This window comes from Micromonospora sp. NPDC047738 (assembly GCF_040642675.1).
Classification (GTDB): Bacteria; Actinomycetota; Actinomycetes; order Mycobacteriales; family Micromonosporaceae; genus Micromonospora.
Genome location: NZ_JBEYSO010000008.1, coordinates 284469 through 309037 on the forward strand (window position 1 = coordinate 284469; position 24569 = coordinate 309037).

Sequence of the window (24569 nt, forward strand, 5' to 3'; positions counted from 1 at the left end):
GCGGTCGCCGACGGGAGGGAGGTCGCCATGGCCCGGGCCCGGAAGGTGACGATCAGCACCGACGTCCACGGCCACACCGCCGGCTGGTCGGAGACCCTGGGGGCGGCCCCGGCCACCCCGACGCCCGACCCCACCGCCGCCGCCTTCTTCGACGTGGACAACACGATGATGCAGGGCGCGTCGATCTACTGGTTCGCCCGGGGGCTGGCCGCCCGGAAGTACTTCACCACCGGTGACCTGGCCCGGTTCGCCTGGCAGCAGGCGAAGTTCCGGCTGCTCGCCACCGAGCACGCCGGGGACATGTCCCAGGCGAAGGAGGCGGCGCTCGCCTTCGTCCAAGGCTGGCGGGTCGACGACGTGGAACGCCTCGCCGAGGAGATCTTCGACGAGCTGATGGCCCCGCGGATCTGGGCCGGCACCCGCCGGCTGGCCCAGCGGCACCTCGACGCCGGTGAGCGGGTGTGGCTGGTCAGTGCCGCCCCGGTGGAGATCGGCCGGGTGATCGCGGCCCGGCTCGGGCTGACCGGGGCGATCGGCACGGTCGCCGAGGTGGTCGACGGGGCGTACACGGGCCGCCTGGCCGGCGACCTCATGCACGGCCCGGCCAAGGCCGAGGCGATCACGCAGCTCGCCGGGGTCGAGGGGCTGGACCTGGGCCGCTGCACCGCCTACAGCGACTCCGCCAACGACCTGCCGATGCTGTCCATCGTGGGGCACCCGGTGGCGGTCAACCCGGACCCGGCGCTGCTGCGGCAGGCTCGCCAGCGTGGTTGGGTCGTCCGCGACTTCCGCACCGGGCGCCGGGCAGTCAAGATCGCCGTACCGTCGACGGCCGCCGCCGGGCTGGTCGCCGGCGCGGTCACCGCCGGCCTGGCGCTGCACCGCCGACGCCACCGCACCGGCTGAACCCGCCGGGTCAGGGGCCGAACGGATCGGGGCGGCGTTCGAGCAGCTTGTGCAGGGTCTGCTGGATGGTCTCCCGCACCTGGTCGGCGAGGTTGAACACGACCAGCGGGTCGTCGGCCGACTCGCGCAGGTGCGCGGTGGGGATGGGCGGGCAGAACTCGATCAGCCACTTGCTCGGCAGCGGCACCATGCCCAGCGGACCCAGCCAGGGGAAGGTCGGGGTCACCGGGAAGTACGGCAGCTTGAGCAGCCGGGCGAGCGGCTTGATGTCGGCGAGCATCGGGTAGATCTCCTCGCCGCCGACGATCGCCACCGGCACGATCGGCGTGCCGGTACGCAGCGCCGCCGAGACGAAGCCGCCCCGGCCGAACCGCTGCAGCTTGTAGCGGTCGGCGTAGAGCTTGCCGACCCCCTTGAAGCCCTCCGGAAAGACGCCGACCAGTTCGCCGTTGCCGAGCAGCCGTTCGGCGTCCGGGTTGCACGCCACCGTGCCGCCGGTCTTGCGGGCGATCTCGGAAACCAGCGGCATCCGGAAGACCAGGTCGGCCCCGAGCAGCCGCAGGTAGCGGTGCGCCGGGTGCCGGTCGTGCAGCGCGGCGGACAGCACCAGCGCGTCCAGCGCCACCGTGCCGGAGTGGTTGCCGACCACCAGGCCGGCGCCGGCGTCCGGCACGTGCTCGACGCCGCTGACCTCGGTGCGGAACCAGTCCCGGTAGAGCACCCGCAGCAGCGGGTGGAAGACCGCGTCGGTCAGGTGCGGGTCGAAGCCGAACTCGTCCACCTCGTAGTCGCCGGAGAGCCGCCGCCGCAGGAAGGCGAGCCCCTTGGCGACCTTCCCGTCCCAGTGGTCCCCGGGCCGGTCCGCCACGGCCGGCCCCGGCCTCGCGACCGCCCCGGCCCCCTCGCCCGGCCCGGCGGCGGCCGGCTCGTCGGCGGAGGTGTCCGGCTCGTCCAGCGACACCGGGTCGGTGGCGGCCGCCGTCGAGCGCCGGTGCCCGTTGCGCCGCGCGGGCTCCCCGTCCGGCCTCGGCACGGTCAGGGGTACGTCGTAGCGGGACTCGCCCCGCTCCTCGGCGCCGCTCACGCCGCCGCCTCGCTCTGCTCCGCGGCGGCGCGAGGCGCCGCGCTACTGCGCCTGATGGTTCGCTCGCTCCGCTCGCTCACGGCCGCTCCCGGACGGCGGACCGGACCTGCCGGATGCTCTCCAGCACCAGCTCCTCGGCCGCGGCGAGCTGGGCCCGGGTCACCACGACGCCGCCGTGGTGCGCGCGGATGAAATCGTCGAAGGCGGCGGCGGTCGAGCGGGGCGTGAAGCCGTACTCGCGCTCCAGTCGGCTGGTGTCCACCACCCGACCGTGCACGAAGAGGTCGACCTGGTCCAACCCGTACCGGCCGAAGCCCAGGCTGCGGGCGATCGCGGCAGCCCCGGAGAGGCCCGGCTCCAGCACCGGTACGGCCACCCGACCGGCCCGCCGGATGGCCTGGGTGAGGGAGAGCACCCCCGGCCCGGCGACGTTGTAGGTCCCCGGGTGCTCCTCGGCGACCGACCGGTGAAGCACCTCCAGCGCGTCGTCGATGTGGACGAACTGGAGCCGGGGATCCCGGCCGAAGACCGTGGGCACGACCGGCTGCGCGAAGTAACGGGTGAGGGTGGTGTCCGCGGTGGAGCCGATGAACGGCGCGAACCGCAGCACGGTCGCGGTGACGTCGGGCCGGCGGCGGCGGAACCCGCGAACGTACCCCTCGATGTCGAGGATGTCGCGGCCGAACCCGCCGCGCGGCACCTCACGCGGCTCGGTCTCCTCAGTGAAGACCGCCGGGTCGCGGAACGACGCGCCGTACGCGGCAGTCGACGACCGGACCACCAGCTTGCGCAGCCGGGGCGCCCGCTGGCAGGCGGCGAGCAGCTGCATGGTGCCGATGACGTTCTGTTCCTTCATCGCCGCCCGGCCGCCGTGCTGCGGGTCAGGGGCGGTGACCAGCGCCAGGTGCACGACCGCGTCCACATCGAGGTCGGCGAGGAGACCGCCGAGGGAGTCGACATCGAGACGGATCCGTTCGACGCCGTCGAGCAGGTCGGCGAACTCGGGGTTGGGGGTTGGGTCGACCCCGATGACGCGGTCGATGCGGGGGTCGGCGGCGAGGCGGGCGGCCACGTGCGCGCCGAGGTAGCGGCCGACCCCGGTCACGACGACGACCCCCGGAGCACCCGAGGTGCCACCGGGGGTCATGTCGTGCGCCTTGCGCGGCAGGCGGGATCGAGCCGGGACATCCACGGCCTGATCACCTGAGCCTCCGAGGGTCGACAGTTGGCAAGTGCTGCCGAGCGCCGGGCCGGGGCCCGGCCCCGGTCACTTGCCGAGACGGCGACGCTGGACGCGGGTCTTGCGCAGCAGCTTGCGGTGCTTCTTCTTAGCCATGCGCTTGCGGCGCTTCTTGACCACCGAGCCCATACGACAGCCTTTCGATGCAACGTGCGGGGCGGACCGGATGACACCACCGCGGGTGGCGTCGGTGACCGCTTGCGGACAATGGACCGGACCAGCGTGGTGGGCAGGGCACACCAGGGTGCGGTCACGGTCGGGGTCCAGGGTAGCCGGAGTGCGTCAGCAGGACCAACGCGCCCCCGTCGATGCCCGTTACGTCGCACTCGGCGGCGCGGCCGGCGCCGCGGTCAGGCGCTCTCCTGAAACGCGCCGCGGAGGTACTCGTGCACCGCGTGCTCGGGCACCCGGAACGAGCGGCCGACCCGGACCGCGGTCAGCTCACCGCTGTGCACGAGGCGATAGACCGTCATCTTGGACACCCGCATCACCGTCGCCACCTCGGCGACGGTCAGGAACCTGACATCCGACAGCCGACCGTCGGACTGCGACCCGGCCATGGCTCACCGACCAATCCCATGCCCGGCGCGTGCCGCCGGGCCGGTTGATCCGGCCGGGCGAGCGACGCGCGTGTTACCAGTACGGTAGCGGGACGGCTGTGACCGGCGCGATCCCTTCCTCCGTTTGATCATGGGCCGCTCGCCGTTTTACCGCCGTTGACCTGCCGTTTTCCGCCCGTACGGGTGCCACGTCCGGTTCCTTGCAGCCAGCCCGCGGCCGGGGCGCCGCACGCGTCACTCGGCCCGCAGCGCCACCACCGGATCCAGCCGGCCGGCCCGCTGGGCCGGAACCACCCCGAAGACGATGCCGACCGCCGCCGAGACTCCGAAGGCGAGCGCCAACGACCACCAGGTGATCGCGGCCGGGATCGGCGAGACCGCGTCGACCAGGAGCGCGGTGCCCACGCCGAGCGCCATCCCGGTCAACCCACCGATCGAGGTGAGCAGCACCGCCTCCAGCAGGAACTGCACCCCGATGTCCCGGGGCCGGGCGCCGACCGCCTTGCGCAGGCCGATCTCGCGGGTCCGCTCGCGTACCGAGACGAGCATGATGTTGGAGACCCCGACGCCGCCGACCAGCAGCGAGATGCCGGCGATGGCGGCCAGTACGCCGGTCAGCACGCCGAGGATGTCGCCGAGCACGCCGAGGATCTGCTGCTGGGTCACGGCGCTGAACTCGGTGTCCGGGTGCCGGCGGGACAACTCGGCGACGATCCGGTCGCCGAGTTGGTCGATCCGCTCCCGGTCGGGGGCCTTGACCGCGATGCCGTCGACCCGCTGGGTGCCCCAGAGCCGCTGCGCGGCGGTCACCGGGATGTGCACCTCGCCGTCCCGGTCCACCCCGAGGCTCTGGCCGAGCGGGGTGAAGACGCCGATCACCCGGAACCGGACCCCGGCCAGGGCGATCTGCTGGCCGAGCGGGTCCCGGTCGGGGAAGAGCGCGCGGGCCACCGACGCCCCGAGCACCGCGACCCGGCGGCTGGTGTCCACGTCGGCGCCGGTGAGGTAGCGGCCCCGGGCCAGCGAGCGGGTGAAGACGGTCGGGGTGGTCTCCAGCACGCCCTGCACAGTGGTGAAGTCGGAGCGGGCGCCGGCTCGGGCGGTCGCGCCGGAGGCGATGGTGACGGCCACCCGTCCCGGGTCGCCCACCACCCGAGAGACCGCGTCCACGTCCTTGAGGGTCAGCGGCGAGACCACCGGGGCGGTGCCGACGTCGAGCTTGCCGGGGACCACCAGGAGCAGGTTCGAGCCGAGCCCCTCCACCTGCTGTTCGACCTTCTGCTTGGTGCCGGTGCCGATGGCCACGAGCAGCACCACCGACGCGACGCCGATGATCACCCCGAGCATGGTCAGCACGCTGCGCATCCGGTTGGCCCGCAGCGCGTCCAGCGCCACCCGCCACGCCTCGGCGAGCCTCACGACCCGCCTCCAGCCTGGGGTTCGTCGCCGCCGGCGCCCTCGGCGGTACGGCCCGAGGGCGGGCGGGAAAGGCGTCCGGTGGCTCCGGCGGCGCCACCGGAGCCACCGGACGGGTGCCCCGGGCCGCTTCCGGACACGGACCGGGGCCCCGCGCTGGGAGCGCCGTCCAGTGTCGCAGGTCGACCGGCGGCACCGGACAGCGGCCGATCATGAACGACGTCCGACCGCACCCGGCCGTCGCGTACGGCGATCTGTCGGCGGGCCCGGGCGGCCACCTCCTGGTCGTGGGTCACCATCACCAGGGCCACCCCGGACTCGGCGTTCAACCGTTCGAGCAGCTCCAGCACCGCCTCCCCGGTGACGCTGTCCAGGTTGCCGGTGGGCTCGTCGGCGAGCAGCACCGCCGGGTCGGTGACCAGGGCGCGGGCGATCGCCACCCGCTGCTGCTCACCGCCGGAGAGCTGGTTGGGCCGGTGGTGCAGCCGGTGCCCGAGCCCGACCCGGCCGAGCGTCGCCGCCGCCCGGTCGCGCCGTTGCCGCGCCCCGATCCCCCGGTAGACCAGGGGCAGCGCCACGTTGTCCACCGCGGACGTCCGGGGCAGCAGGTGGAACGCCTGGAAGACGAAGCCGATGGTCTCGTTGCGCAGCGTGGCCAGCTCGGGCGCGGAGAGCGTGGCGACGTCCCGGCCGCCGATCACCAGCCGGCCGTCGGTGGGTCGGTCCAGCCCGCCGAGCAGGTGCATCAGCGTCGACTTGCCCGAGCCGGACGGCCCGACCACCGCCACGTACTCGCCGGGGTCGATGGTGAGCGACACCCCGCGCAGCGCGGGCACGGACACCCCGTCGAGCTGGTACGTCCGGGACACGTCGACCGCCTCGATGGCCGGCACCCCGGCGGGCAGGGTCATTTCAGTTCCTGGCCGTCGCGGACCTGGTCGGTCCCGCGTACCACGATCCGGTCGCCGGCCTGCACTCCGCTGACGATCTGCACCAGATCCGGCCCCTGCACGCCGACGGTCACCGGCACCCGGTCGGCCCGGCCGTCCCGCAGCACCCAGACCGCGTCCCGGCCGTCGGCGGAGAAGACCGCGGAGGCGGGTACGGCCACCGCGTCGGCGGCCTCGCGGACCCGGAGGTGCACCACGGCGTTCATGCCGGGGCGGGGCGTGGGCGCCGACTCGCCCTCGCCGAGCCGCCCGGCGCCGAGGCCGAGGCGGACCCGGTAGGTGACGCCGCCGCGGGCCGAGCTGGTGGGGAGCACGTCGACCGAGCGGACGGTGGCGTCGTACGTCGCCCCGGTGACCGCGTCCAACTCCACGGCGGCGGTGAGACCGGCCCGGACCAGCAGCACGTCGGTCTCGTCGACCTCGGCGAGCAGGCCGAGCTGCCCGGTGTCCACGATGGTGAGGACCGGCGTGCCAGCGGTGACCCGGCCGCCCGCCGGCACCGCGTCGTCCACGCCCGCCGGCGGGCCGCCCTGCCCGGTGGACCCGAACGCCGACGGGTCGATCCCCGCCGCGCCACCACCGGCCGCCCCGAGCAGGCCGGTGAGGTCGGTTGGCGCCGCGGCCCGGGTGCCGCCCGGCTGCACCACCCCGCCGATCGGGGCACGCAGCGTCAACGCGTCGACGGTCGCCTTCGCCAGGTCGTACGCCTGCTGGGCCTGGAGGCGCTGCGCGGTCGACAGGGCGCCGACGGCGCTGTTCAGCCCGGCCATCCCGCGCTGCACGGCGGCGACCGCCCGGTCGGCGGCGCGGGCGGCCGACTCGTACTGCCGCTGGGCGGACTCGACCTGGAGCAGCAGCGCGGACCGCAGCTGCGGATCGCCGATCTTCCCGGCCGCCCGGCGCGCGGCGTCGAACGCCTCGGCGGCGGCGCGGTCGGTGCCGCGCCGGCTGCCGCCCAGGTCACCGACGCCGACGCCCCGGCCGGCCTGCTTCGCCGCCCGCAGCGCCGCGCGGGCCTGCCGGAGCCGGTCCTGCGCGGACGGCGAGTCGATCACGGCGAGCACCTGGCCGCGGCTGACCCGCTGCCCGGGTTGGACGCGCAGGCTGGCCAGGGTGCCATCGGCGGGCGCGGTGAGCGTGGCGGCGGCCCGGGCGGTCACGGTGGCCGGCGCGTCGATCACCTCGGCGACCGGGGACCGGCCCACCTGGGCCACCGCGATCGGGGAGTTGTCGTCGCCGCACGAGGCGGCGGTGGTGCCGGTCAGGACGACGACGGCGAGCAGGGCGGTGACGAGGCGGGGGCGGGTGGCCGCGGGCAGCCGCGGCGGGTCGGGGCGGGCCACCGGCCCATGCTACGAGCCGACGTCGACCGCCGACCCGCCGCTCAACCCGCCACGGCGCGGACGTAGGCGACGCAGTCGTCGTGCAGGGCGGACCACCGCTCACCAAACATCTGGTCGGCGGCGTCGTCCAAGGAGCGGTGCTCGTGCACCACCGTCCGGAAGAAGTCGAGCACCCGCTGCTCCCCGTATCGGTCGACCAGGTGGCGTACGGCCAGGTAGCCGACACCGTAGCTGCCGCCGACCCGGTCGTCGGCCGCGTCGTCGGCGGGGGCCAGCGAGTCGAGCCGGCCGGTCCACCCGCCGTGCACGAGCGTGCGCACCTCGGCCAGGCCCTCGTAGCGGCCCACCGGCTGGCCGTCCGCACCCGCGTATTCGGCCAGCCCCTCCACCAGCCACCAGCTGGACCGGTCGGAGTAGCCGTGGTCGGGCAGGGACGCGGCGTGGGTCAGCTCGTGCCGGAGCAGCTCGTCGACCCCGGCCGAGGTGAGGCTCGGCGCGTTCAGCACGACGTCGTGGTGTCCACCGCCGACGCCGACCGCGTACCCGGCGGTCCACTTCGGGCGGCCACCGCCGTACCAGCGCTGCCACTCCGCCCGGCCGGCGTAGAAGACCAGGTAGCGGTCCGGTGGGGTGCCGGTGACCGCGTAGCGGTCGGCGACCGTCGCGGCGGCCTCGGCCTGGGCGAGCAGCCCGGGAAGCTTGGCCCGCAGCGCCGGCGTGGTGGCGACGACGGTCCGCTTCCCGACCGCCACGGCCAGGTCACTCACCTCCCAGGGCCGGGCACCGGCGGGCTTCGCCCGGGACTCCTCGACGGCGAGCAGTCGGGGTTCCTCCCCGACCAGGTGCCACCGGGTGCCGATCTCCACCGTGCTCGGGGTGCAGCCGGGCACCACGAAGCAGTAGCGGACCGTCACCGCCAGCCGCCACTCCCCCGGTCGCCCGTCGACCGCCGCCGGCACCCCGTCCGCCGTCGGCTGCCACACGGTGACCCGCAGCGCGCGCAGCGCGGCGTACCGGCGGGTGAGGTCGGGGCGGGCGGCCGGCTCGGCGACGGCGAGGAAGCCGGCCCGGTCGCCGCCGAGCAGCGCGCTCGCCTGACGGTCGAGCTGCGCCGTCATCCGCACGCCGAGTCGCCGCGCCGCCGCCGCGGCCGGATCGTCCCGGCCCGCTGCCGGCCGCCCGGCCGCATCCCCCACCAGACCGAGCAGGAGTACGCCCGGAACACCGCACGCCACCAGGGCGAGCACCAGCGCCAGCGCGGTCCAGAGCGGCCAGCCCCGACGACGACGCAGCGCTCCGCTGCTCGCCGCGACGGCCGGATCGGGCTGCTCGCCGTCGCTCACCGCCGGGCCCGGGGCCTGCTCGTCACCGTCGGTCACCGGCGAAGGGTACGACCAATCGGGGGCTCCGGCCAGAGGCCCCGCGCGTCGGCGACGGTTCCACCCCACTTTCTGTCCGCCCGAACGAAGTGTTCCCGACACCTACGAACTTGATGTCGCAGACGATTCACCCGCCTCGTGGGTGACCGCCCCCGACCGACCCGCGCGTGAGTCGTTTTCGACATCAGCTCTGTAGGCACCCGAAGGTGTCGTCCCGCTCCGCCGGGCCTCCGCCGACCCGGTCACGCCCCCGCTCGGCGCGAGCCAGGCCACCACGGGAGACCGCGGTGCGGGGCGATGGTGCTGCCGGGCGCAGAGCCCGCCCGCGAGGCGCGCCGGCAGCGGGCAGCATGCGGGCCGGCTCAGACCGGGTCGCCGGCCCCACACCACGGCGATCAGCAGCGGCGCCTTCATCAGGGCCGCCAACCCCGGTACGCGGTGTCCAGCGCGGCCACCATCTGGTCGAAGGAGCGGTCGATGTCCCGGGGCAGGCCGAACCCACCGGCCGCCTCGAGGGTGATGAAGCCGTGCACAGCGGCCCGGAACATCCTGGTGGCGTCGACGGCCGCGCCGCCGGTGAGGTCGTATCCGCGCAGGATCGCGTAGATCGCGCCGACGGCCCGCTCGGCGGCGGCGACATGCTCGGGGTCGGCGGGATCCGGCGCCCGCTGGATGGCCGGGTAGCGGCCGGGGTGCCGGCGGGCGTACCCCCGGTATGCCGCGGCCACCGCGCGGAGCGCGTCGTCGCCGGCCCGGCCCGCGGCGGCGGCGGTCAGCTCGGTGGCGATCTCGGCGGTCGCCAGCACGGCCAGCTTCCGGTGCAGGTCGTCCACGCCCTTGACGTGCTTGTAGAGGCTGGGCAGCGCGACCCCGAGCCGGCCGGCGAGCGCGGCCAGGGTGAGCCGGTCGTAGCCGACCTCGTCGGCGAGCACGGCCGCCTCCCGGACCACGGCCGCCGGGGTGAGGCCGGCCCTAGGCACGGAACGTCACCGCCAGGAACTCGACCAGGTCGGCGGCGGTGGCGTCGGGCTGGTCGGCGTGCGGGTAGTGACCGGAGTCGGCGATCATGCGCGCCTCGGCGGTGGCGAACAGCCGCCGGGCGGCCCGCGCCTCGGCGCCCGGGTCCGGGAAGTCCGGGTCCTTCGTACCCATCAGTACCAGCACCGGCTGCCGCACGTCCCGGGTCCGCGCGGTCCAGTGCGGCTCGACCGGCGCGATCACGCCGCGCACCGCGGCCATCCGGCCGCGCAGCTTGGCGACCAGTTCCTTCCGGTACGCGGCGTCGTCGTCCGGCCGCCCGCACGGGAAGAGCGTGCGGTGGAACATCCCGAACAGTCGGGGGCTGCGCAGGACGACCGCCTGCGCCAGGCGCATGACCGGGTTAGGGTTCGGCGGGGCGACGAAGGGGCTGACCTGCACGATGCCGTTGACCAGCTCGGGCGCGTCGGCGGCAGCGAAGACCACGGCCGCCGCGCTGGACGAGCTGCCGACCAGGGTGGCCGGGCCGCCGAGCGCCCGGACCACGGCGAGCAGGTCGGCGCCCACCTCGGCCGGGGCGTACGTGGGCCAGTGGGCGCTGGAGTCGCCGTGCCCCCGGACGTCGACCGAGGCCACCCGGTAGCCGGCCGCCACCAGCCGGGGCACCAGGTGCCGGAAGGCCGCCCGGTTCTCCCCCATACCGTGCGAGAGGACCACCAGCGGGCCCGCCCCGTGCACCTCGTACGCGATGGCTCCGCCGTCCCGCGACACCTGGCTAACAGTCATAGCTAAAAGGCTAATGCCATTAGCTTCAACCGTCAAGGATACCCAGGAACGAGGAACGGGCCGGCGGGACAGGGGTCCCACCCGGCCTGTTCCGCCGTCGGTCAGCTCACTTCTTCGAGATGAGCGCGCGCCCGAAGAACATCAGGTTGGCCGGGCGCTCGGCCAACCGCCGCATCAGGTAGCCGTACCACTCGTCGCCGTAGGGCACGTAGGTGCGCACCGTGTAGCCCTCACCGACCAGGCGGGCCTGCTCCTCGGGGCGGATGCCGAACAGCATCTGGAACTCGAAACGCTCCGGCTCGCGGTCGAACCAGCGGGCCCGGTCCGCGCCGATGGCGATCAGCCGCGGATCGTGGGTGGCCAGCATCGGGTAGCCGTCCCCGGACATCAGCACGTTCAGGCACCGCACGTACGACTTGTCCACCTCGCGGGCGGACTGGTAGGCCACCGACTCCGGCTCCTTGTACGCGCCCTTGCAGAGCCGCACCCGCGACCCCGCACCGGCCAGCTCCCGGCAGTCCGACTCGGTACGCCGCAGGTACGCCTGGAGCACCGCGCCGGTCGACGGGTAGTCCTTGCGCAGCTTGGCGAGGATGTCCAGGGTCGAGTCGGTGGTGGTGTGGTCCTCCATGTCCAGGGTGACCGTAGTGCCCGCCGCGTCGGCCGCCGCGCAGATCGCCCGCGCGTTGTCGTACGCGAGCTGCTCGTCGAACTTCTGGCCGAGGGCGGACAGCTTCACGCTCACCTCGGCCGCCGGGGTGAGCTCGGCGGCGGCGAGCAGCCGCAGCAGCTTGAGGTATTCGTCCCGGGTGGCGTTCGCCTGCTCGGGAGTGACGGTGTCCTCGCCGAGGTAGTCGAGGGTGACCGCTTGGCCGTCGGTGACGAGTACGCGGGTCGCGCGCAGCGCGTCGTCGGTGCCGGCACCGGCGACGAACCGGCGGACGACGTCCCGGGTGAACGGGGCCGTCGCAACGAGCCGCTCGACCTGGGATGACCGGGAGGCGGCGAGGATGACGGAACGGAGCATGAGCTGAGCGTAACGCCCGCTCGCCGACCCCCGCCCGGGGCCGGCCACCAACGTCACGCTCCGTCCCGGCCAGGGGAACGAGGGGCAGCCGGGCTGGCGCGGATGGGCTACAAGGATCTTGTGGAACGACACCCCCGCCGCCGCCTCCGGTCGGCCACCGTGCAGCTCGGCGCGCTGACCGCCCTGGCGCTCGCCCTCTCCGGCTGCAACCTGACCGACGACGATGACGACTGCGCCCTCGGCCCGGTCGGTGGTGGCGGGGACAACGTCGCGCTGGCACTGCGGGCCCCGGCACCCGCCGCCGCGCGGGACACGTCCCCGCCGGTCGCCGCGGCGCTGCCCGCGCGCGGCGGCTTCGGCACCCACCTCGCCTCCTGCGGCGGCTGAGGTGCGGCGCGAGGCCAGCGTCCCGCGCCCCGGCTGGGACGCCACCATCCGCTCCCAAGGTCTGGTGTACGTCGACACCGAACTGCCCGACGGCGGGGTGATGTCGTACTGGGACGAGACCGCGGCGTACGCGTTCGGGCTGGACGAGGTTCTCCGGTTGGAGGAGGCGACCGAGGAGCTGCACCGGATGTCGGTGGCCGCCGCCGAGCACGTGGTGGCCCGCAACCGGTACGCGGAGTTCGGTATCCCGGCCTGGGCCGCCGAGGCGGTCGCCCGGTCGCTGCGCGAGGCACCGCCGACCCTCTACGGCCGCTTCGACCTCTGGTACGACGGGTCCTGGCCGCCGAAGCTGCTGGAGTACAACGCCGACACCCCGACCGCGCTGGTCGAGGCGAGCATCGTCCAGTGGTACTGGCTGGAGAACATCCGGCCCGCGGCGGACCAGTGGAACAGCCTGCACGAGCGGCTGGTCGGGGCGTGGGCGAAGATCGGTGCCGGCCTGCACGACCGGCGGGTGCACGTGGTCTGGTCCGCGGAGGAGGAGTCGGGCGAGGACCAGATCACCGCCGGCTACCTCGCCGAGACGGCCCGCCAGGCCGGGCTGGACGTCACGCTCATGCCGATCCAGGAGATCGGCTGGGACGGGCGGCGCTTCGTGGACGCCGCCGACCGGCCGATCACCACCTGCTTCAAGCTCTACCCGTGGGAGTGGATGCTGGCCGAGCCGTACGGGCCGCCCGCGCTGGCACCGGGCACCCCGACCACCTGGATCGAGCCGGCCTGGAAGCTGCTGCTGTCGAACAAGGCGCTGCTGGCGGTGCTCTGGGAGCTGTACCCGGAGCACGAATACCTGCTGCCGGCATACCTGGACTCGCCGCGCGGGATGACCGAGTACGTGGCGAAGCCGCTGCTCGGCCGGGAGGGCGCGGCCGTCCGCATCGTCACCGGAGGCACCGAGATCACCAATCCCGGAAGGTACGGCGACGAGGGCTTCTGCTACCAGGAGTTCCGCGCGTTGCCCGATTTCGCCGGCAATCACACGGTGCTGGGGAGCTGGATCGTCGACGGCGAGTCGGCCGGCGCCGGGGTGCGCGAGAGCGCGAGCCTCATCACCGACAGTTACGCCCGGTTCCTCCCCCACTACATCGACGCGCCGCGAACGCCGTGAGTCGTCTACCGTTGGTCTCGTGAACTTCGACGCGTACGCCCGGACCGGAGTTGATCTCGTCAACACCCGTCTGGACGACCTCGACGACCTGCGGACCCTGTTTCCGGACGAGAACGCGTGGATGCGCGACGAGGTCACGGAGCGGGACCTGGCGATCCTCCGGCGGGCGCAGAAGCGCCTGCGCGACGTCTTCGAGTACGGCACCTCGGGCCGGGACGCCGAGGCGGTGGCGGAACTGAACACGCTGCTGGAGGCGTTCCCGGTGCAGCCGCGCATCTCCGGCCACGACTCCAGCGACTGGCACATGCACGTGACCAGCCGGGGCGCCTCGGTCTCGTCGGAATACCTGGCCGGCGCGGTCTGGGGCCTGTCGGTCTGGCTCTGCGAGTACGGCAGCGCCCGGTTCGGCGTCTGCGCCGACGAGCGCTGCGGCAACGTCTACCTGGACACCTCGTCGAACTGCTGCCGGCGGTTCTGCTCGGAACGCTGCGCCACCCGCTCGCATGTGGCCGCCCACCGGGCCCGGAAGCGGGCCGCCGTCGGCGACCAGCTGCCGGTCCCGGCCCAGTCGGAACCGCTCGCCCCGGTCAGCTGACCCGCACCAGGGTCAGGCGTCGACCGGGGACGGGGCGGTGAGGTTGGCGCGGGCGAACTCGAGCGCCGCGCGGAGGTCGGCCTCACGCACCGCGCGGCTCTTCGCGCCCCGGGTGGTGACCTCCACCGCCACCGAGCCGGTGAAGCCACGGCCGGCCAGCGAGCGGAGCAGCTCCGCGCAGGGCTGGCCGCCACGCCCGGGCACCAGGTGCTCGTCGCGCCCCTCGCCGGTGCCGTCGCCCAGGTGCACGTGGGCCAGGCCCGACCCCATCCGGTCGGCCATCGCCAGGGCGTCGGTGTGCGAGGCGGCGCAGTGCGAGAGATCCAGGGTGTACGCGGCGTAGCCGGTGTCGGTCGGGTCCCAGCCCGGGACGTACGGGACGAACTGCCGGCCGGCCATCCGCACCGGATACATGTTCTCCACCGCGAAGCGCAGCCCGCCGAACTGCCCGGCGATCGTGTCGAGGCCGTCGGCGAAGTTGCGGGCGTAGTCCCGCTGCCAGGTGAACGGCGGGTGCACCACGACCGTGGGTGCCTCCAGCGTCTCGGCCAGCTCGGCGGCCTTGCGCAGCCGCTCCCACGGATCGGGACTCCACACCCGCTGGGTGACCAGCAGGCACGGGGCGTGCACCGAGAGGACCGGGACGCCGTAGTGGTCGGCCAGGCCGCGCAGCGCGCCCGGGTCCTGGCTCACCACGTCGGTCCAGACCATCACCTCGACGCCGTCGTACCCGAGCGCCGAGGCCAGCTGGAACGCCGCCGCGGTCCGCTCAGGAAAGACCGAGGAACTGGAGAGGAGCACCGGCACGCGGGTAGTCACACCCTTCAGGGTAACCGCCTCCGCCGCAGCCCATCAGGACGAGCATCCCCAAACCGCCCAGAACGACCCGGGTCACATCGGCGCCAGCTGATCGAGCCGGCGGAGGATGACCCCCTCCCGCAGCGCCCACGGGCAGATGTCCAACCGGTCCACGTCGAGCCGGCGCAGCACCGCCTCGGCCACCACGGCGCCGGCCAGCAGCTGGTGGGCCCGCCCCGCGCTCACCCCCTCCAGCTCGGACAGCTGCGCCGGCGGGATGTGCCGGATGAAGCCGAGCACCTGCCGCAGCCCGGTCCGGGTCAGGCTGCGCGGGGCCCACAGCCCGGCGCCCGACGGGGCGGCCCCGGCCAGCCGGGCCAGCGTCCGGAACGTCTTCGAGGTGGCGACCGGCCGCTCCCAGCCCACCTCGGCCAACTGCTTCACCACCGGGTCGAGCAGTGTGTGGACGTGCTCCCGCAGCTCCTCCACCGCCTCGGCGGACGGCGGCACGGACCCGGCCGGGTCCACCCGCAGCCGTTCCCGGCTCAGCCGCCCGGCGCCGAGCGGCAGCGACACCGCCACGTCCGGCTCCTCGTCGATGCCGGCCGCCAACTCAAGCGAGCCGCCACCGATGTCCAGCACCAGCAGCCGCCCGGCCGACCAGCCGAACCACCGCCGGACCGCGAGGAAGGTCATCCGTGCCTCGTCCGCGCCGGAGAGCACCTCCAGCCGTACGTCGGTCTCGTCGCGGACCCGGGCCAGCACCTCGCCGGCGTTGGTGGCCTCCCGGACCGCGGAGGTGGCGAAGGCGAGCAGGTCGTCCACCGCCAGCCCGGCCGCCGCCGCGCGAGCCATGCCGACGGCCTTGGCCAGCCCGTCCGCGCCCGCCTCGGTCAGCGCGCCGTCCGGGCCGATCTGCTCGGCCAGCCGGAGCACCACCTTCTCGGAGTGCGCCGGCCAGGGGTGCGCCCCGTGGTGGGCGTCGACCACCAGCAGATGCACCGTGTTCGAACCGACGTCGAGGACACCCAGTCGCATGCTGACGACCCTAGGGCCAACACGTTTCGGCGGCTCGCCGGCCGGCCGGGCCGACCACGCGTACGCTGGTCCGGGTGACAGGCCAGATCGAGCTGCAGGTGCTGGTGGACGACCCCGACGACCCGCGCAGCCGGGAGGTGGAGCTGGACTTCCCCCGGGAGTGGATCGAGTTCGTCGACCCAGCGGACGAGAAGCACATTGTCCGCGCCGACCTGACCTGGCTGCTCTCCCGCTGGACGTGCATCTTCGGCAAGGGCTGCCACGGCATCATCGCCGGCCGGGGCGCGGACGGCTGCTGCTCGCACGGGGCGTTCTTCACCGACTCCGACGACGAGAAGCGGGTGCGCGCCGCGGTCAAGCGGCTCACCCCGGAGACCTGGCAGCACTTCCGCAAGGGCTTCAAGAACTGGACCGAGAACGACACCATCGACGGGAAGAACCCGGCCCGGCGTACCGCCACCCGGGACGCCGACTCGCCGTGCGTGTTCCTCAACGACGCCGACTTCCCGGGCGGGGGCGGTTGCGCGCTGCACGCCCAGGCCCTGCGTGACGGGGCGCACCCGCTGGAATACAAGCCGGACGTCTGCTGGCAGCTGCCCATCCGCCGGGACCAGGACTGGCACAAGCGGCCGGACAACACCAAGGTGCTGATCTCCACGCTCGCCGAGTTCGACAGGCGGGGCTGGGGCGCCGGCGGGCACGACCTGGACTGGTGGTGCACCTCCTCCACCGACGCGCACGTCGGCGCCGAGCCGATGTACGTCTCGTACGGCCCGGAGCTGACCGCGCTGATCGGCGCAGCCGCGTACGCGAAGCTGGCGGAGCTGTGCGCGGCCCGGCTGCGCCAGGGCCAGGTCGCCCCCCATCCGGCCAGCGAGGGCTGAGCCCGGCTACGCCGACGCGGGCAGGACGACCACCCCGTCGTCGTCGCTGTAGACGTGCGCGCCCGGCGCGAAGACGCAGTTGCCGAAGAACACCGGCACGTCCCGCTCGCCCGCGCCGGTCTTGGCGCTCTTGCGCGGATTCGTGCCGAGCGCCTTGATGCCGATCGGGAGGGTACGCAGCGCGGCCACGTCCCGGACCGCGCCGTTGATCACCACGCCGGCCCAACCGTTCTCCGCCGCCGTGCCGGCGATTAGGTCACCCATCAGGGCGGTGTGCACGGAGCCGTCACCGTCCACCACCAGGACGCGACCCTCCCCTGGTTCGGCGACGATCGACTTCACCAGGGCGTTGTCCTCGAAGCAGCGCACCGTCACGGCCGGTCCGCCGAAGGTTGGCACCCCGCCGAACTGGCGCAGCTGGGTGTCGCACGAGCCGAGGGTCTCGCCGTACCGGTCGTAGAGGTCGGCGGTGGTGGGTGTCTCCATGGTGGTCCTTTCGCTCAGTCCGGGTTCGGATCCGTACGGTGCAGGCCGGTGGCGGCGACGGCCGCGCCGGCCAGGCCCGCGGCGGTGCAGGCGAGCACGCCGGCCGCCCCGGCGCCGGCCGCCAGCACGCCGGCGGCGCTGGGGATGAGCACCTGGCCGAGCCGGTTGCCGGTGAGTCGGAGCGACATCGCCCGGCCGCGCAGCCCGGGCGGCGCCGACTCGGCCAGGAACGACATGGTGAGCGGCTGCCCGGCGCCGAGCCCGAGGCCGGCGACGGTGACGACCACGGCCATCGCCCAGAACGGCAGCGGCGGCAGCAGCAGCGCCAGCCCGGCGGCGGAGAGTGCGACCGTGCCGATCAGCAGCCAGCGCCGGCCGATCGCGGCGACCAGCCGGCCGAGCCCCAGCCGAGAGACCATCGACGCGACCGCGCGCAGGCCGAGCAGTACGCCGATCTCGCCGGCCGCGATGCTCCGCTCGGCGCCGAGGGCGGGCAGGTAGACCAGGGTGATGTCGACCGCCGCCAGGACCACGCAGCTGACCGTGAGGGCACGCACCAGCCCCGGCTGGCGGAGCAGGTCCCGCATCCCCCCGGCGTCCGGCCCGGCCGCCGTCTGATGGTGCGCGGACGGGCGGAGAAACGCGGCGGCGGCCAGAAGGGGCACGGCCAGCGCGGTGGCGCCGAGGAAGATGGCCCGGGTGTCCGGGATCGGCCGGTCCCCGCCGAAGACCACGATCAGGCCGGGCCCGAGCGCCTGCCCCAGCGAGGCGGCGAAGGTGTAGTAGCCGAAGGCCGCGTCGTACCGGTCGGCCGGGGTGCGGTTGGCGACCAGCGCCTGCTGGGCCACCACCGCGCAGAGATGCGCGGTGCCGAGCAGCATGCTGGCCAGCACCAGGCCGGCCACCGAGCCGGCGAAGAGCACGAAGGCGAGTCCGGCGGCGGCGAGCAGGGCCGACCCGGCGAGCGCCACCCGGCGCTCGCCGAACCGGTCGACCGCGTGGCCGCTGGGCACGGCCAGCACCAGCGGTACGACGGCGAAGCTGGCCCCGAGCACGCCCAGCCAGGCTCCCGGCACGTCCAGTTCCAGCGCCCGGTACGCGGATGCCGGCCGGAGCATGAAGGTGACCGCCTGCAGCACGACGGTGTGTGCGAGCAGCAGGGCGGTCTGGGCGCGCCCGGGAGCGGTCAAGCTCCCGGGCGCCACTCAGCCGGCCTTCACGGCGAGGACCGGGCAGGGCACCCGGAGCAGGATCTCCTGCGCGGTCGACCCCATGATCAGCTTGCCCACCGGGGTGCGGTGCCGGATGCCGATCACCACCAGCGACACGTCCTCCGCCTCGACGATCTCCTCGATCTCCTCGGCCGCGTCCCGCCCCCGCACGAGTTGCCGCACGTTGTGCGGCACCCCGGCGGCGGTCAGCTCGCGGGTGACCCGCTCGAGATCGGGCTCCTGCGCGAGGCGTGGGTCGGCGTACGCGTCGCCGCGGGAGGTGTTCACCACGAGGATCGGCTCCTCGCGGAACCTCGCCTGCTCGATCGCCGCCCGCAGGGCCGCCTCGCCCAACGGCGACGGCACATAGCCCACCAGCACGGTCATCCGGTCACCAACCTTCCCCGCAGCGGACGGACCACGAACCGCCCGACCAGCGGCCAGAGGAGCACCACGGCGATCGCGGCGTAGATCAGCCAGGACACCCAACCGCCGAGCAGCCCGTGCAGCTCACCGCCGGAGAGCTGCAACGCCCGCCGGCCCTGCAGCTCGGCACGCGGGCCGAGGATGATGCCGACGATCAGCGGCAGGATCGGTAGCCCGAAGCGCCGCATTCCGAAGCCGAGCAGGCCGAGCGCGAGCAGCAGGAACAGGTCGAACGGCTGGGCGTTGACCGCGTACGCGCCCATCGAGGCGAAGAAGAGGATCCCGGCGTAGAGGTAGGGGCGCGGGATCCGCAGCAGGCGCGCCCAGGCCGGGGCGAGCGGCAGGTTGAGCACCAGCAGCAGCAGGTTGCCGATGAAGAGGCTGGCGATCAGCGTCCAGACCAGGCTGGACTCCCGGGTGAAGAGCAGCGGGCCGGGCTGGATGCCGTACCCCTGGAAGGCGGCCAGCATCACCGCGGCGGTGGCGTTGGTCGGCAGGCCGATGGCCAGCATCGGCACCAGGGTGCCGGCGGCCGAGGCGTTGTTGGCCGCCTCCGGCCCGGCGACGCCCTCGATCGCGCCCCGGCCGAACTCCTCCTTGTGCTTCGAGAGCTTCTTCTCGGTGACGTACGACAGGAACGTGGGGATCTCCGCCCCGCCGGCCGGCACCGCGCCGAACGGGAACCCGAACGCCGTGCCGCGCAGCCACGGCTTCCAGGACCGTTTCCAGTCCTGCTTCCCCATCCACGGCTGGCCCACCGGGATCACCTCGCCGGCCTTGCGGCGCAGGTGCGCGGCGATCCAGAGCGCCTCGCCCACGGCGAAGATGCCGACCGCCACCACGACCACGTCGATGCCGTCGGCGAGCTGCGGGATCCCGAAGGTGAGCCGCTGCTGACCGGACTGGTCGATGCCGATCACACCGATCATCAGGCCGAGCACCAGCGACGCGAAGCCGCGTACCCGGGACGCGCCGAGCACCGCCGTGACGGACACGAAGGCCAGCAGCATCAGCGCGAAGTAGTCGGGCGCGCCGAGGCTGATCGCGAACTGCACCACCGGCGGGGTGACCACCACCAACAGCACGGTGGCGATGGTGCCGGCGACGAACGAGCCGATCGCGGCGGTGGCCAGGGCCTGGGCCGCCCGGCCCGCCTTGGCCATCTTGTTGCCCTCGATGGCGGTCACCACCGACGAGGACTCGCCGGGGGTGTTCAGCAGGATCGAGGTGGTCGATCCGCCGTACATGCCGCCGTAGAAGATGCCGGCGAACATGATGAAGGCCTGAGCCGGCTCCATCCCGTAGGTGACCGGCAGCAGCAGCGCCACGGTCATCGCCGGGCCGATGCCGGGCAGCACGCCCACGGCGGTGCCGACGGTCACGCCGAGCAGCGCGAACAGCAGGTTCATCGGGGTCAGCACATTGGCGAACCCGTCGAGCAGGTTGGCGAGGTTGTCCATCTACAGGATCCCTTGCAGCACGCCGGCGGGCAGGTCGACGCCGAGCCCGATGGCGAAGGTGTAGAACGTGATCAGCGACATCGCGACGGCGATCAGCAGGTTCCGGACGTAGTGGCGGTTGCCGAGCGCGAACGCCGAGCCCCAGAAGAGGATCGTCCCGCTGATCACCCAGCCGAGCCGGTCGATGAGCACGGCGTTGACCAGGAACGCGCCGATCAGCAGCAGCACCGTGCGCCAGTCGATCGGGGTGCTCAGGTCGACGTCCTCGCCCGCCTCCGGCTCGCCGGCGCCGCCGCGGGCCACGTCCACCCCGTAGATGGCCGCGATGATCAGCAGCAGCACGCCGAGCAGGATCGGCACCGCCTTGGGGCCGATGGGGTCGGCCGTGTTGATCGCGTTCCCGATCCTGGTCGTCGCGTCGAAGATGACCAGCCCGCCGACCAGGGCCAGGAAGGCGCACACGCCGTACTGCGCCCGGTCCCGCTTGGGCGCTGGGCTCTCCGCCGCCGTCCCGTCGGCGTCCGGCCCGGTGTCCGCAGGTGGTGCCGCCGACCCGGCGGGTTGCCCCGCCGGGTCGGCGGCCGGCGGGTCCGCGACCGGGACGGGCGCGGGGGGCAGCGCGCCCGTCTCCCGGTCCGGCGGCGCCGCCTGGTCCGGCACGATGGGTACGGCCGGCCGGGACGGCGGATCGCCGCCCCGGTCCGGTCGGGTCGTCATGCCGGTCATGCCAGCCCGAGCTGCTTGAGCACGTCGGCCACGGCCTTGTCCTGCTCGGTCAGGAAGGTGCCGAACTCGTCACCGGTGATGAACGCGTCGGTCCAGCCACGCTTCTTCAGCTCGGCCTTCCACTCCTCCGAGTCGTGCATCTTGGTCAGCACATCGATCCAGACCTTCTTGTCGGCGTCGCTGATGCCGGGCGGCGCGACGATGCCCCGCCAGTTGGTGAAGACCAGGTCGATGCCGGAGGACTTCAGGGTCGGCACGTCCTTCAGCGCCTCGATCGGCGCCTCGCTGGTCACCGCGAGGACCCGGATCTGGCCGGCCTCGACCTGGTCGAGGAACTCGCCGAAGCCGCTGGCGCCGAAGGCCACCTTGCCACCGAGCACGGCCGGCAGCAGCTCGCCGCCGCCGTCGTACGAGACGAAGTTGACCTGGCGGGGGTCGATGCCGACGGTCTTGGCGAGCTGCATGGGCAGCAGGTGGTCCGGGCCACCGGGCGAGGAGCCGCCGCCGACGGCGATGCCCTTCGGGTTGGCCTTCCACGCCGCCACCAGGTCGTTGATGGTCTTGTACGGGGAGTCCTTCGGCACCACGATGGCGCCGGCCTCCTCGATCATCTTGGCCAGCGGTGTGGTCTGGGTCAGCGTCGCCGCCGACTTGGAGGTGTACGAGGCACCGACCACGCCCAGCCCCATCTGCATGGCGAGCTTGCCGTTGCCCTTCTCGTTCACGGTCCGCTGAAGGCCGACCGTGCCGCCCGCGCCGGGCAGGTTGAACACCTGCACGCCGGTGGCGATCTTGGCGTCCTCCATCACCTTCGCGGCGGTACGGGCCGTGGTGTCGTATCCGCCACCGGGGGTGTTCGGGACCATGATCCGCAGCCCGGTGACCGGCTTGCCGTCGTCGGCGGCACCGGCCCCACCCTTGTCGGCGGTGGCACCGCAGGCTCCCAGGGCGAGCGCCGTAGCGGCGGCCACGCCCATGACCAGCACGTTTCTCCTAGTTGCCATCATGTTTCTCTTCCGTTTCGAATGAGTCCGGCGGCAAGATGGTGGCCTCCGAGCAGGCAAACTGTCTGCGTTGTGTCACCAGCGGAAGTTGAGGTCTTTGTGGTCGCGGTCACGTCCCGGCGTCGTACGCTCGCCGGGCAACTGCTCGTCCTCCAGCTCGCGATCATCGTCGTGGTGCTGGTGGCGGTGGCCGCTGTCTCGCTGGCCCAGTCCGCAGCCACCTTCAACCGGGTCGAGGGACGCCGGGTCGCCGCGCTCGGCGAAGAGCTCGCCGGCAGCCCGCTGCTGCGCGACCAGCTCACCCAACCGGCGCCCGGCGAGGCGATCGCACCGCTGCTGCAGAACACGTTGATCCGGTCCGGGGTGACCCACGTGACCGTGGCCAACGAGCGGGGCCGGGTGGTCAGCTCGACGGACCCGACGCTGGTCGGCAGCCCCGTGAGGCTCGGCGACCCCCGGGTCGCGGAGGGCCGGAGCTGGTTCGGGGAACTGGCGGTCGACGGGCCGCAGGAGCTGGTGGCGCAGGTGCCGGTACTCGGCGACGACCCGGTGACGAAGAAGAACCTCGGCCGGTACCTGGGCGTGGTGGTCGTCGGCGAGAAGTCGCCGAGCTGGTCGGAACGACTGGTCGGGGCCTCCTCGTACCTGCTCACCTACCTGGGCATCGCCTGCGGGCTCGGGGTGATCGGATCGTGGCTGCTGGCCCGGCGGATCAAGCGGCAGACCCTCGGCCTGGAGCCCCGGGAGATCGCCGGGCTGGCCGAGCACCGGGAGGCGCTGCTGCACGGCATCGCCGAGGGGGTGATCGCGCTGGACCCGCAGCAGCGCGTCACCCTGGTGAACGCGGTGGGCCGGCGGCTGCTCGACCTGCCCGAGGAGTGCCTCGGCCGCAGCCTCCGCGAGCTGCGCATCAACGGCCGACTGCGGGACGTGCTGGCCGGGGCCGGCGGCGGCCCGGACGCCCGGGACCAGGTGGTGGTCCGGCGCGGCCGGGTGCTGGTGATGAACCGGATGACGGTCCGCAAGGACGGCCGCCGGCTGGGCTCGGTCACCACGCTGCGGGACCGTACCGAGCTGGCCCGGCTGGAGCAGGAGCTCGGCTCGTTCCGCAGCACCACCGAGCTGCTGCGGGCGCAGACCCACGAGTTCGCCAACCAGTTGCACACCATCTCCGGGCTGATCCAGATCGGCGAGCACGACGAGGTGGTCCGGTACGTGGACGCGCTGAGCCGGCACCGGGCGTCACTCGACCTGACGGTCACCAGCCGGATCCACGACACGGCGATCGCGGCGCTGCTCATGGCGAAGTCGGCGGTGGCCGCGGAACGCCGGGTGGAGCTGCGGATCTCCGAGCAGACCGGGCTGGACCGGCTGCCGGCGGAACTGTCGGCGGACGTCGCCACAGTGCTCGGCAACCTGGTGGACAACGCGGTCGAGGCGGTGGCGGGCGGCCGGGAGGCGGCCGGCGACCCGGCGGAGCAGCCCGCCTGGGTGGAGGTCGAGCTGCGGCAGGACGCCTCCTCGGTGGAGATCGTCGTCCGCGACTCCGGCCCCGGCGTCGCGCCGGAACTGGCGCAGGAGGTCTTCACCCACGGCTTCACCACCAAGGCGGCCCACAGCGGCGAGCGGGGCATCGGCCTGGCGCTCACCCGCCTGGTGTGCCACCGTCGCGGCGGCGAGGTGGCGGTGACGAACACCGCCGAGGGCGCCATGTTCACCGCGCGGATGTCGGTGCTGGCCAGCATGCTGGAGGAGGCGCGATGATCGACGTGCTCGTCGTCGACGACGACTTCATGGTGGCCCGGATCCACCGCGGGTTCGTCGACCGGATCGACGGCTTCCGGGTGGTCGGCACCGCCAGCACCGGCGAGCAGGCGGTGGCGGCGGTCGAGGAACTCCGGCCCGACCTGGTCCTGCTCGACCTCTACCTGCCCGACATGTTCGGCCTCGACGTGGTGACCCGGATCCGGGCCGCCCGGCACGACTGCGACGTCCTGGTGATCAGCGCCGCCCGCGAGGCCGAGGCGGTACGCCGGGCCGTCCGCTACGGCGCGGTCAACTACCTGCTCAAGCCGTTCGGCTTCGACGAGCTGCGCACCCGGCTGGCGCAGTACGCCGCCCGCCGCGCCGCCCTGCGTACGGCGGTGGTCGCCGACCAGGCCGACGTCGACCGGGTACTCTCCCGCAGCGGCTCGACGGCCACCACTCCGGCGCTGCCGCGCGGACTCAGCCCGGAAACCGCCGAGCTGGTGGAACGCGCCCTCCGCGGGCACACCGGGACCCTCTCCGCCAGCGAGTGCGCCGACCGGGTCGGCATCTCCCGGGTCAGCGCCCGTCGCTACCTGGAGCACTTCTCCGGCACGGGGCGGGCCGAGGTGACCCTGAAGTACGGCGCGGCCGGCCGGCCGGAACGCCGCTACGCCTGGGTAGCCTGAGCCGGCCGCTGCGGGCTGCGGTTGACGGCTGGGGGCGGCCCTATGTTCCGGTTGTGGGCTGGGGGCGACCGTGCGTCGCGGTCTTCCAGGCGCCAGCATCCAGAGACACTGCTGGCCGGCACCCATCTTGGGGTGCCGGCCAGCGGCGTGTTCACGTTCTTTCGGTTGTCAGCTGTGGTGCTCGGCTGTGTTGTCAGCTGTTCCAGTGCTGGGCGACGAGGTCGGCGGCCTGCTGTTCCCACTGGGCGTAGGCGTCCGGGTAGGCCGACACCTGCACCGTCT

The 24569-nt window shown here is 73.6% G+C and carries 26 protein-coding genes; 7 read left to right on the top strand and 19 right to left on the bottom strand.

Annotated features, from left to right (window positions below):
* Positions 1-27 precede the first annotated feature (27 nt).
* Complete coding sequence (locus ABZ783_RS16320) at positions 28-906, top strand: HAD-IB family hydrolase (protein WP_357438456.1); 879 nt, start codon at positions 28-30, stop codon at positions 904-906.
* 10 nt (positions 907-916) lie between these two features.
* On the opposite strand, the gene ABZ783_RS16325 is transcribed toward ABZ783_RS16320, so the two are convergent.
* The 11 genes from ABZ783_RS16325 to ABZ783_RS16375 form a co-directional block, all read right to left on the bottom strand.
* Positions 917-1774, bottom strand: a complete 858-nt coding sequence (locus ABZ783_RS16325; protein ID WP_357438539.1) for a lysophospholipid acyltransferase family protein — start codon at positions 1772-1774, stop codon at positions 917-919.
* Positions 1775-2066: 292 nt separating this feature from the next.
* Positions 2067-3137: an NAD-dependent epimerase/dehydratase family protein gene (locus ABZ783_RS16330; RefSeq protein WP_357438459.1), complete on the bottom strand. Its 1071-nt coding sequence runs from the start codon at positions 3135-3137 to the stop codon at positions 2067-2069.
* A gap of 120 nt (positions 3138-3257) precedes the next feature.
* Positions 3258-3359: an AURKAIP1/COX24 domain-containing protein gene (locus ABZ783_RS16335; protein WP_007465623.1), complete on the bottom strand. Its 102-nt coding sequence runs from the start codon at positions 3357-3359 to the stop codon at positions 3258-3260.
* 221 nt (positions 3360-3580) lie between these two features.
* Positions 3581-3790 (bottom strand): helix-turn-helix domain-containing protein, encoded by a 210-nt coding sequence (locus tag ABZ783_RS16340; RefSeq protein WP_073834429.1) that lies wholly within the window; start codon positions 3788-3790, stop codon positions 3581-3583.
* Positions 3791-4024: 234 nt separating this feature from the next.
* Positions 4025-5209 carry an ABC transporter permease gene (locus ABZ783_RS16345; protein ID WP_357438462.1) on the bottom strand — a complete coding sequence of 395 codons (1185 nt, stop codon included), beginning with the start codon at positions 5207-5209 and terminating at the stop codon, positions 4025-4027.
* A complete protein-coding gene (locus tag ABZ783_RS16350; RefSeq protein ID WP_357438465.1) occupies positions 5206-6117 on the bottom strand; it encodes an ABC transporter ATP-binding protein in 912 nt (303 codons plus the stop codon). Before ABZ783_RS16350 ends, ABZ783_RS16345 begins: the two co-directional genes overlap by 4 nt.
* Positions 6114-7499, bottom strand: a complete 1386-nt coding sequence (locus tag ABZ783_RS16355) for an HlyD family efflux transporter periplasmic adaptor subunit (RefSeq protein WP_357438468.1) — start codon at positions 7497-7499, stop codon at positions 6114-6116. The genes ABZ783_RS16350 and ABZ783_RS16355 overlap by 4 nt, the downstream gene beginning before the upstream one ends.
* A gap of 41 nt (positions 7500-7540) precedes the next feature.
* Entirely contained in the window at positions 7541-8878 is a 1338-nt protein-coding gene (locus tag ABZ783_RS16360; protein WP_357438470.1) for a hypothetical protein, read from the bottom strand.
* A 413-nt stretch (positions 8879-9291) separates the two neighbouring features.
* Positions 9292-9858, bottom strand: coding sequence for a WHG domain-containing protein (locus tag ABZ783_RS16365; RefSeq protein ID WP_357438473.1), 567 nt, complete (start codon positions 9856-9858; stop codon positions 9292-9294).
* On the bottom strand, positions 9851-10642 hold the full coding sequence (locus tag ABZ783_RS16370) for an alpha/beta hydrolase (protein ID WP_357438476.1): 792 nt from the start codon (positions 10640-10642) through the stop codon (positions 9851-9853). The genes ABZ783_RS16365 and ABZ783_RS16370 overlap by 8 nt, the downstream gene beginning before the upstream one ends.
* A 106-nt stretch (positions 10643-10748) precedes the next feature.
* Positions 10749-11669, bottom strand: a complete 921-nt coding sequence (locus ABZ783_RS16375) for a proline dehydrogenase family protein (RefSeq protein WP_357438479.1) — start codon at positions 11667-11669, stop codon at positions 10749-10751.
* 120 nt (positions 11670-11789) lie between these two features.
* Between ABZ783_RS16375 and ABZ783_RS16380 the strand changes: the two genes are divergently transcribed.
* From ABZ783_RS16380 to ABZ783_RS16390, 3 genes are read left to right on the top strand one after another with little or no spacing between them, the layout of a single operon-like run.
* Entirely contained in the window at positions 11790-12056 is a 267-nt protein-coding gene (locus tag ABZ783_RS16380) for a hypothetical protein (protein ID WP_357438482.1), read from the top strand.
* 1 nt (position 12057) lies between these two features.
* Positions 12058-13224: a glutathionylspermidine synthase family protein gene (locus tag ABZ783_RS16385; RefSeq protein ID WP_357438484.1), complete on the top strand. Its 1167-nt coding sequence runs from the start codon at positions 12058-12060 to the stop codon at positions 13222-13224.
* 19 nt (positions 13225-13243) lie between these two features.
* Positions 13244-13819, top strand: a complete 576-nt coding sequence (locus ABZ783_RS16390) for a CGNR zinc finger domain-containing protein (RefSeq protein WP_357438487.1) — start codon at positions 13244-13246, stop codon at positions 13817-13819.
* 12 nt (positions 13820-13831) lie between these two features.
* On the opposite strand, the gene ABZ783_RS16395 is transcribed toward ABZ783_RS16390, so the two are convergent.
* Positions 13832-14638, bottom strand: coding sequence for a sugar phosphate isomerase/epimerase (locus tag ABZ783_RS16395; RefSeq protein WP_357438490.1), 807 nt, complete (start codon positions 14636-14638; stop codon positions 13832-13834).
* A gap of 72 nt (positions 14639-14710) precedes the next feature.
* A complete protein-coding gene (locus ABZ783_RS16400; protein ID WP_357438493.1) occupies positions 14711-15655 on the bottom strand; it encodes a Ppx/GppA phosphatase family protein in 945 nt (314 codons plus the stop codon).
* A gap of 74 nt (positions 15656-15729) precedes the next feature.
* On the opposite strand from ABZ783_RS16400, the gene ABZ783_RS16405 reads away from it, so the two are divergent.
* Complete coding sequence (locus tag ABZ783_RS16405) at positions 15730-16539, top strand: hypothetical protein (protein ID WP_357438495.1); 810 nt, start codon at positions 15730-15732, stop codon at positions 16537-16539.
* 6 nt (positions 16540-16545) lie between these two features.
* Here the strand turns inward: ABZ783_RS16405 and rraA are convergent, their stop codons facing one another.
* From rraA to ABZ783_RS16435, 6 genes are read right to left on the bottom strand one after another with little or no spacing between them, the layout of a single operon-like run.
* The gene (rraA, locus tag ABZ783_RS16410; protein WP_357438498.1) at positions 16546-17025 is read right to left on the bottom strand and encodes a ribonuclease E activity regulator RraA; all 480 of its coding nucleotides are present in this window, start codon (positions 17023-17025) and stop codon (positions 16546-16548) included.
* Positions 17026-17039: 14 nt separating this feature from the next.
* Positions 17040-18215, bottom strand: coding sequence for an MFS transporter (locus ABZ783_RS16415; protein ID WP_357438501.1), 1176 nt, complete (start codon positions 18213-18215; stop codon positions 17040-17042).
* A gap of 15 nt (positions 18216-18230) precedes the next feature.
* Positions 18231-18623 (bottom strand): universal stress protein, encoded by a 393-nt coding sequence (locus ABZ783_RS16420; protein WP_073834444.1) that lies wholly within the window; start codon positions 18621-18623, stop codon positions 18231-18233.
* Positions 18620-20122, bottom strand: a complete 1503-nt coding sequence (locus ABZ783_RS16425; RefSeq protein ID WP_357438504.1) for a tripartite tricarboxylate transporter permease — start codon at positions 20120-20122, stop codon at positions 18620-18622. The genes ABZ783_RS16420 and ABZ783_RS16425 overlap by 4 nt, the downstream gene beginning before the upstream one ends.
* Positions 20123-20839, bottom strand: coding sequence for a tripartite tricarboxylate transporter TctB family protein (locus ABZ783_RS16430; protein WP_357438506.1), 717 nt, complete (start codon positions 20837-20839; stop codon positions 20123-20125). It lies immediately after the preceding gene.
* A gap of 5 nt (positions 20840-20844) precedes the next feature.
* A complete protein-coding gene (locus tag ABZ783_RS16435) occupies positions 20845-21852 on the bottom strand; it encodes a tripartite tricarboxylate transporter substrate binding protein (protein WP_357438507.1) in 1008 nt (335 codons plus the stop codon).
* Between the two features lie 99 nt (positions 21853-21951).
* Between ABZ783_RS16435 and ABZ783_RS16440 the strand changes: the two genes are divergently transcribed.
* Both ABZ783_RS16440 and ABZ783_RS16445 read left to right on the top strand, forming a co-directional pair.
* Complete coding sequence (locus ABZ783_RS16440; RefSeq protein ID WP_357438511.1) at positions 21952-23616, top strand: ATP-binding protein; 1665 nt, start codon at positions 21952-21954, stop codon at positions 23614-23616.
* Positions 23613-24287: a response regulator gene (locus ABZ783_RS16445; RefSeq protein ID WP_357438514.1), complete on the top strand. Its 675-nt coding sequence runs from the start codon at positions 23613-23615 to the stop codon at positions 24285-24287. The genes ABZ783_RS16440 and ABZ783_RS16445 overlap by 4 nt, the downstream gene beginning before the upstream one ends.
* Positions 24288-24569 lie beyond the last annotated feature (282 nt).

Bases quoted from the DNA above. Each gene is read 5' to 3' on its own strand.
- ABZ783_RS16320 (WP_357438456.1), top strand. From the start codon at position 28: ATGGCCCGGGCCCGGAAGGTGACGATCAGCACCGACGTCCACGGCCAC.
- ABZ783_RS16330 (WP_357438459.1), bottom strand. From the start codon at position 3,137: ATGACCCCCGGTGGCACCTCGGGTGCTCCGGGGGTCGTCGTCGTGACC.
- ABZ783_RS16335 (WP_007465623.1), bottom strand. From the start codon at position 3,359: ATGGGCTCGGTGGTCAAGAAGCGCCGCAAGCGCATGGCTAAGAAGAAG.
- ABZ783_RS16340 (WP_073834429.1), bottom strand. From the start codon at position 3,790: ATGGCCGGGTCGCAGTCCGACGGTCGGCTGTCGGATGTCAGGTTCCTG.
- ABZ783_RS16350 (WP_357438465.1), bottom strand. From the start codon at position 6,117: ATGACCCTGCCCGCCGGGGTGCCGGCCATCGAGGCGGTCGACGTGTCC.
- ABZ783_RS16370 (WP_357438476.1), bottom strand. From the start codon at position 10,642: ATGACTGTTAGCCAGGTGTCGCGGGACGGCGGAGCCATCGCGTACGAG.
- ABZ783_RS16375 (WP_357438479.1), bottom strand. From the start codon at position 11,669: ATGCTCCGTTCCGTCATCCTCGCCGCCTCCCGGTCATCCCAGGTCGAG.
- ABZ783_RS16400 (WP_357438493.1), bottom strand. From the start codon at position 15,655: ATGCGACTGGGTGTCCTCGACGTCGGTTCGAACACGGTGCATCTGCTG.
- rraA (WP_357438498.1), bottom strand. From the start codon at position 17,025: ATGGAGACACCCACCACCGCCGACCTCTACGACCGGTACGGCGAGACC.
- ABZ783_RS16420 (WP_073834444.1), bottom strand. From the start codon at position 18,623: ATGACCGTGCTGGTGGGCTATGTGCCGTCGCCGTTGGGCGAGGCGGCC.
- ABZ783_RS16425 (WP_357438504.1), bottom strand. From the start codon at position 20,122: ATGGACAACCTCGCCAACCTGCTCGACGGGTTCGCCAATGTGCTGACC.
- ABZ783_RS16430 (WP_357438506.1), bottom strand. From the start codon at position 20,839: ATGACGACCCGACCGGACCGGGGCGGCGATCCGCCGTCCCGGCCGGCC.
- ABZ783_RS16435 (WP_357438507.1), bottom strand. From the start codon at position 21,852: ATGGCAACTAGGAGAAACGTGCTGGTCATGGGCGTGGCCGCCGCTACG.
- ABZ783_RS16445 (WP_357438514.1), top strand. From the start codon at position 23,613: ATGATCGACGTGCTCGTCGTCGACGACGACTTCATGGTGGCCCGGATC.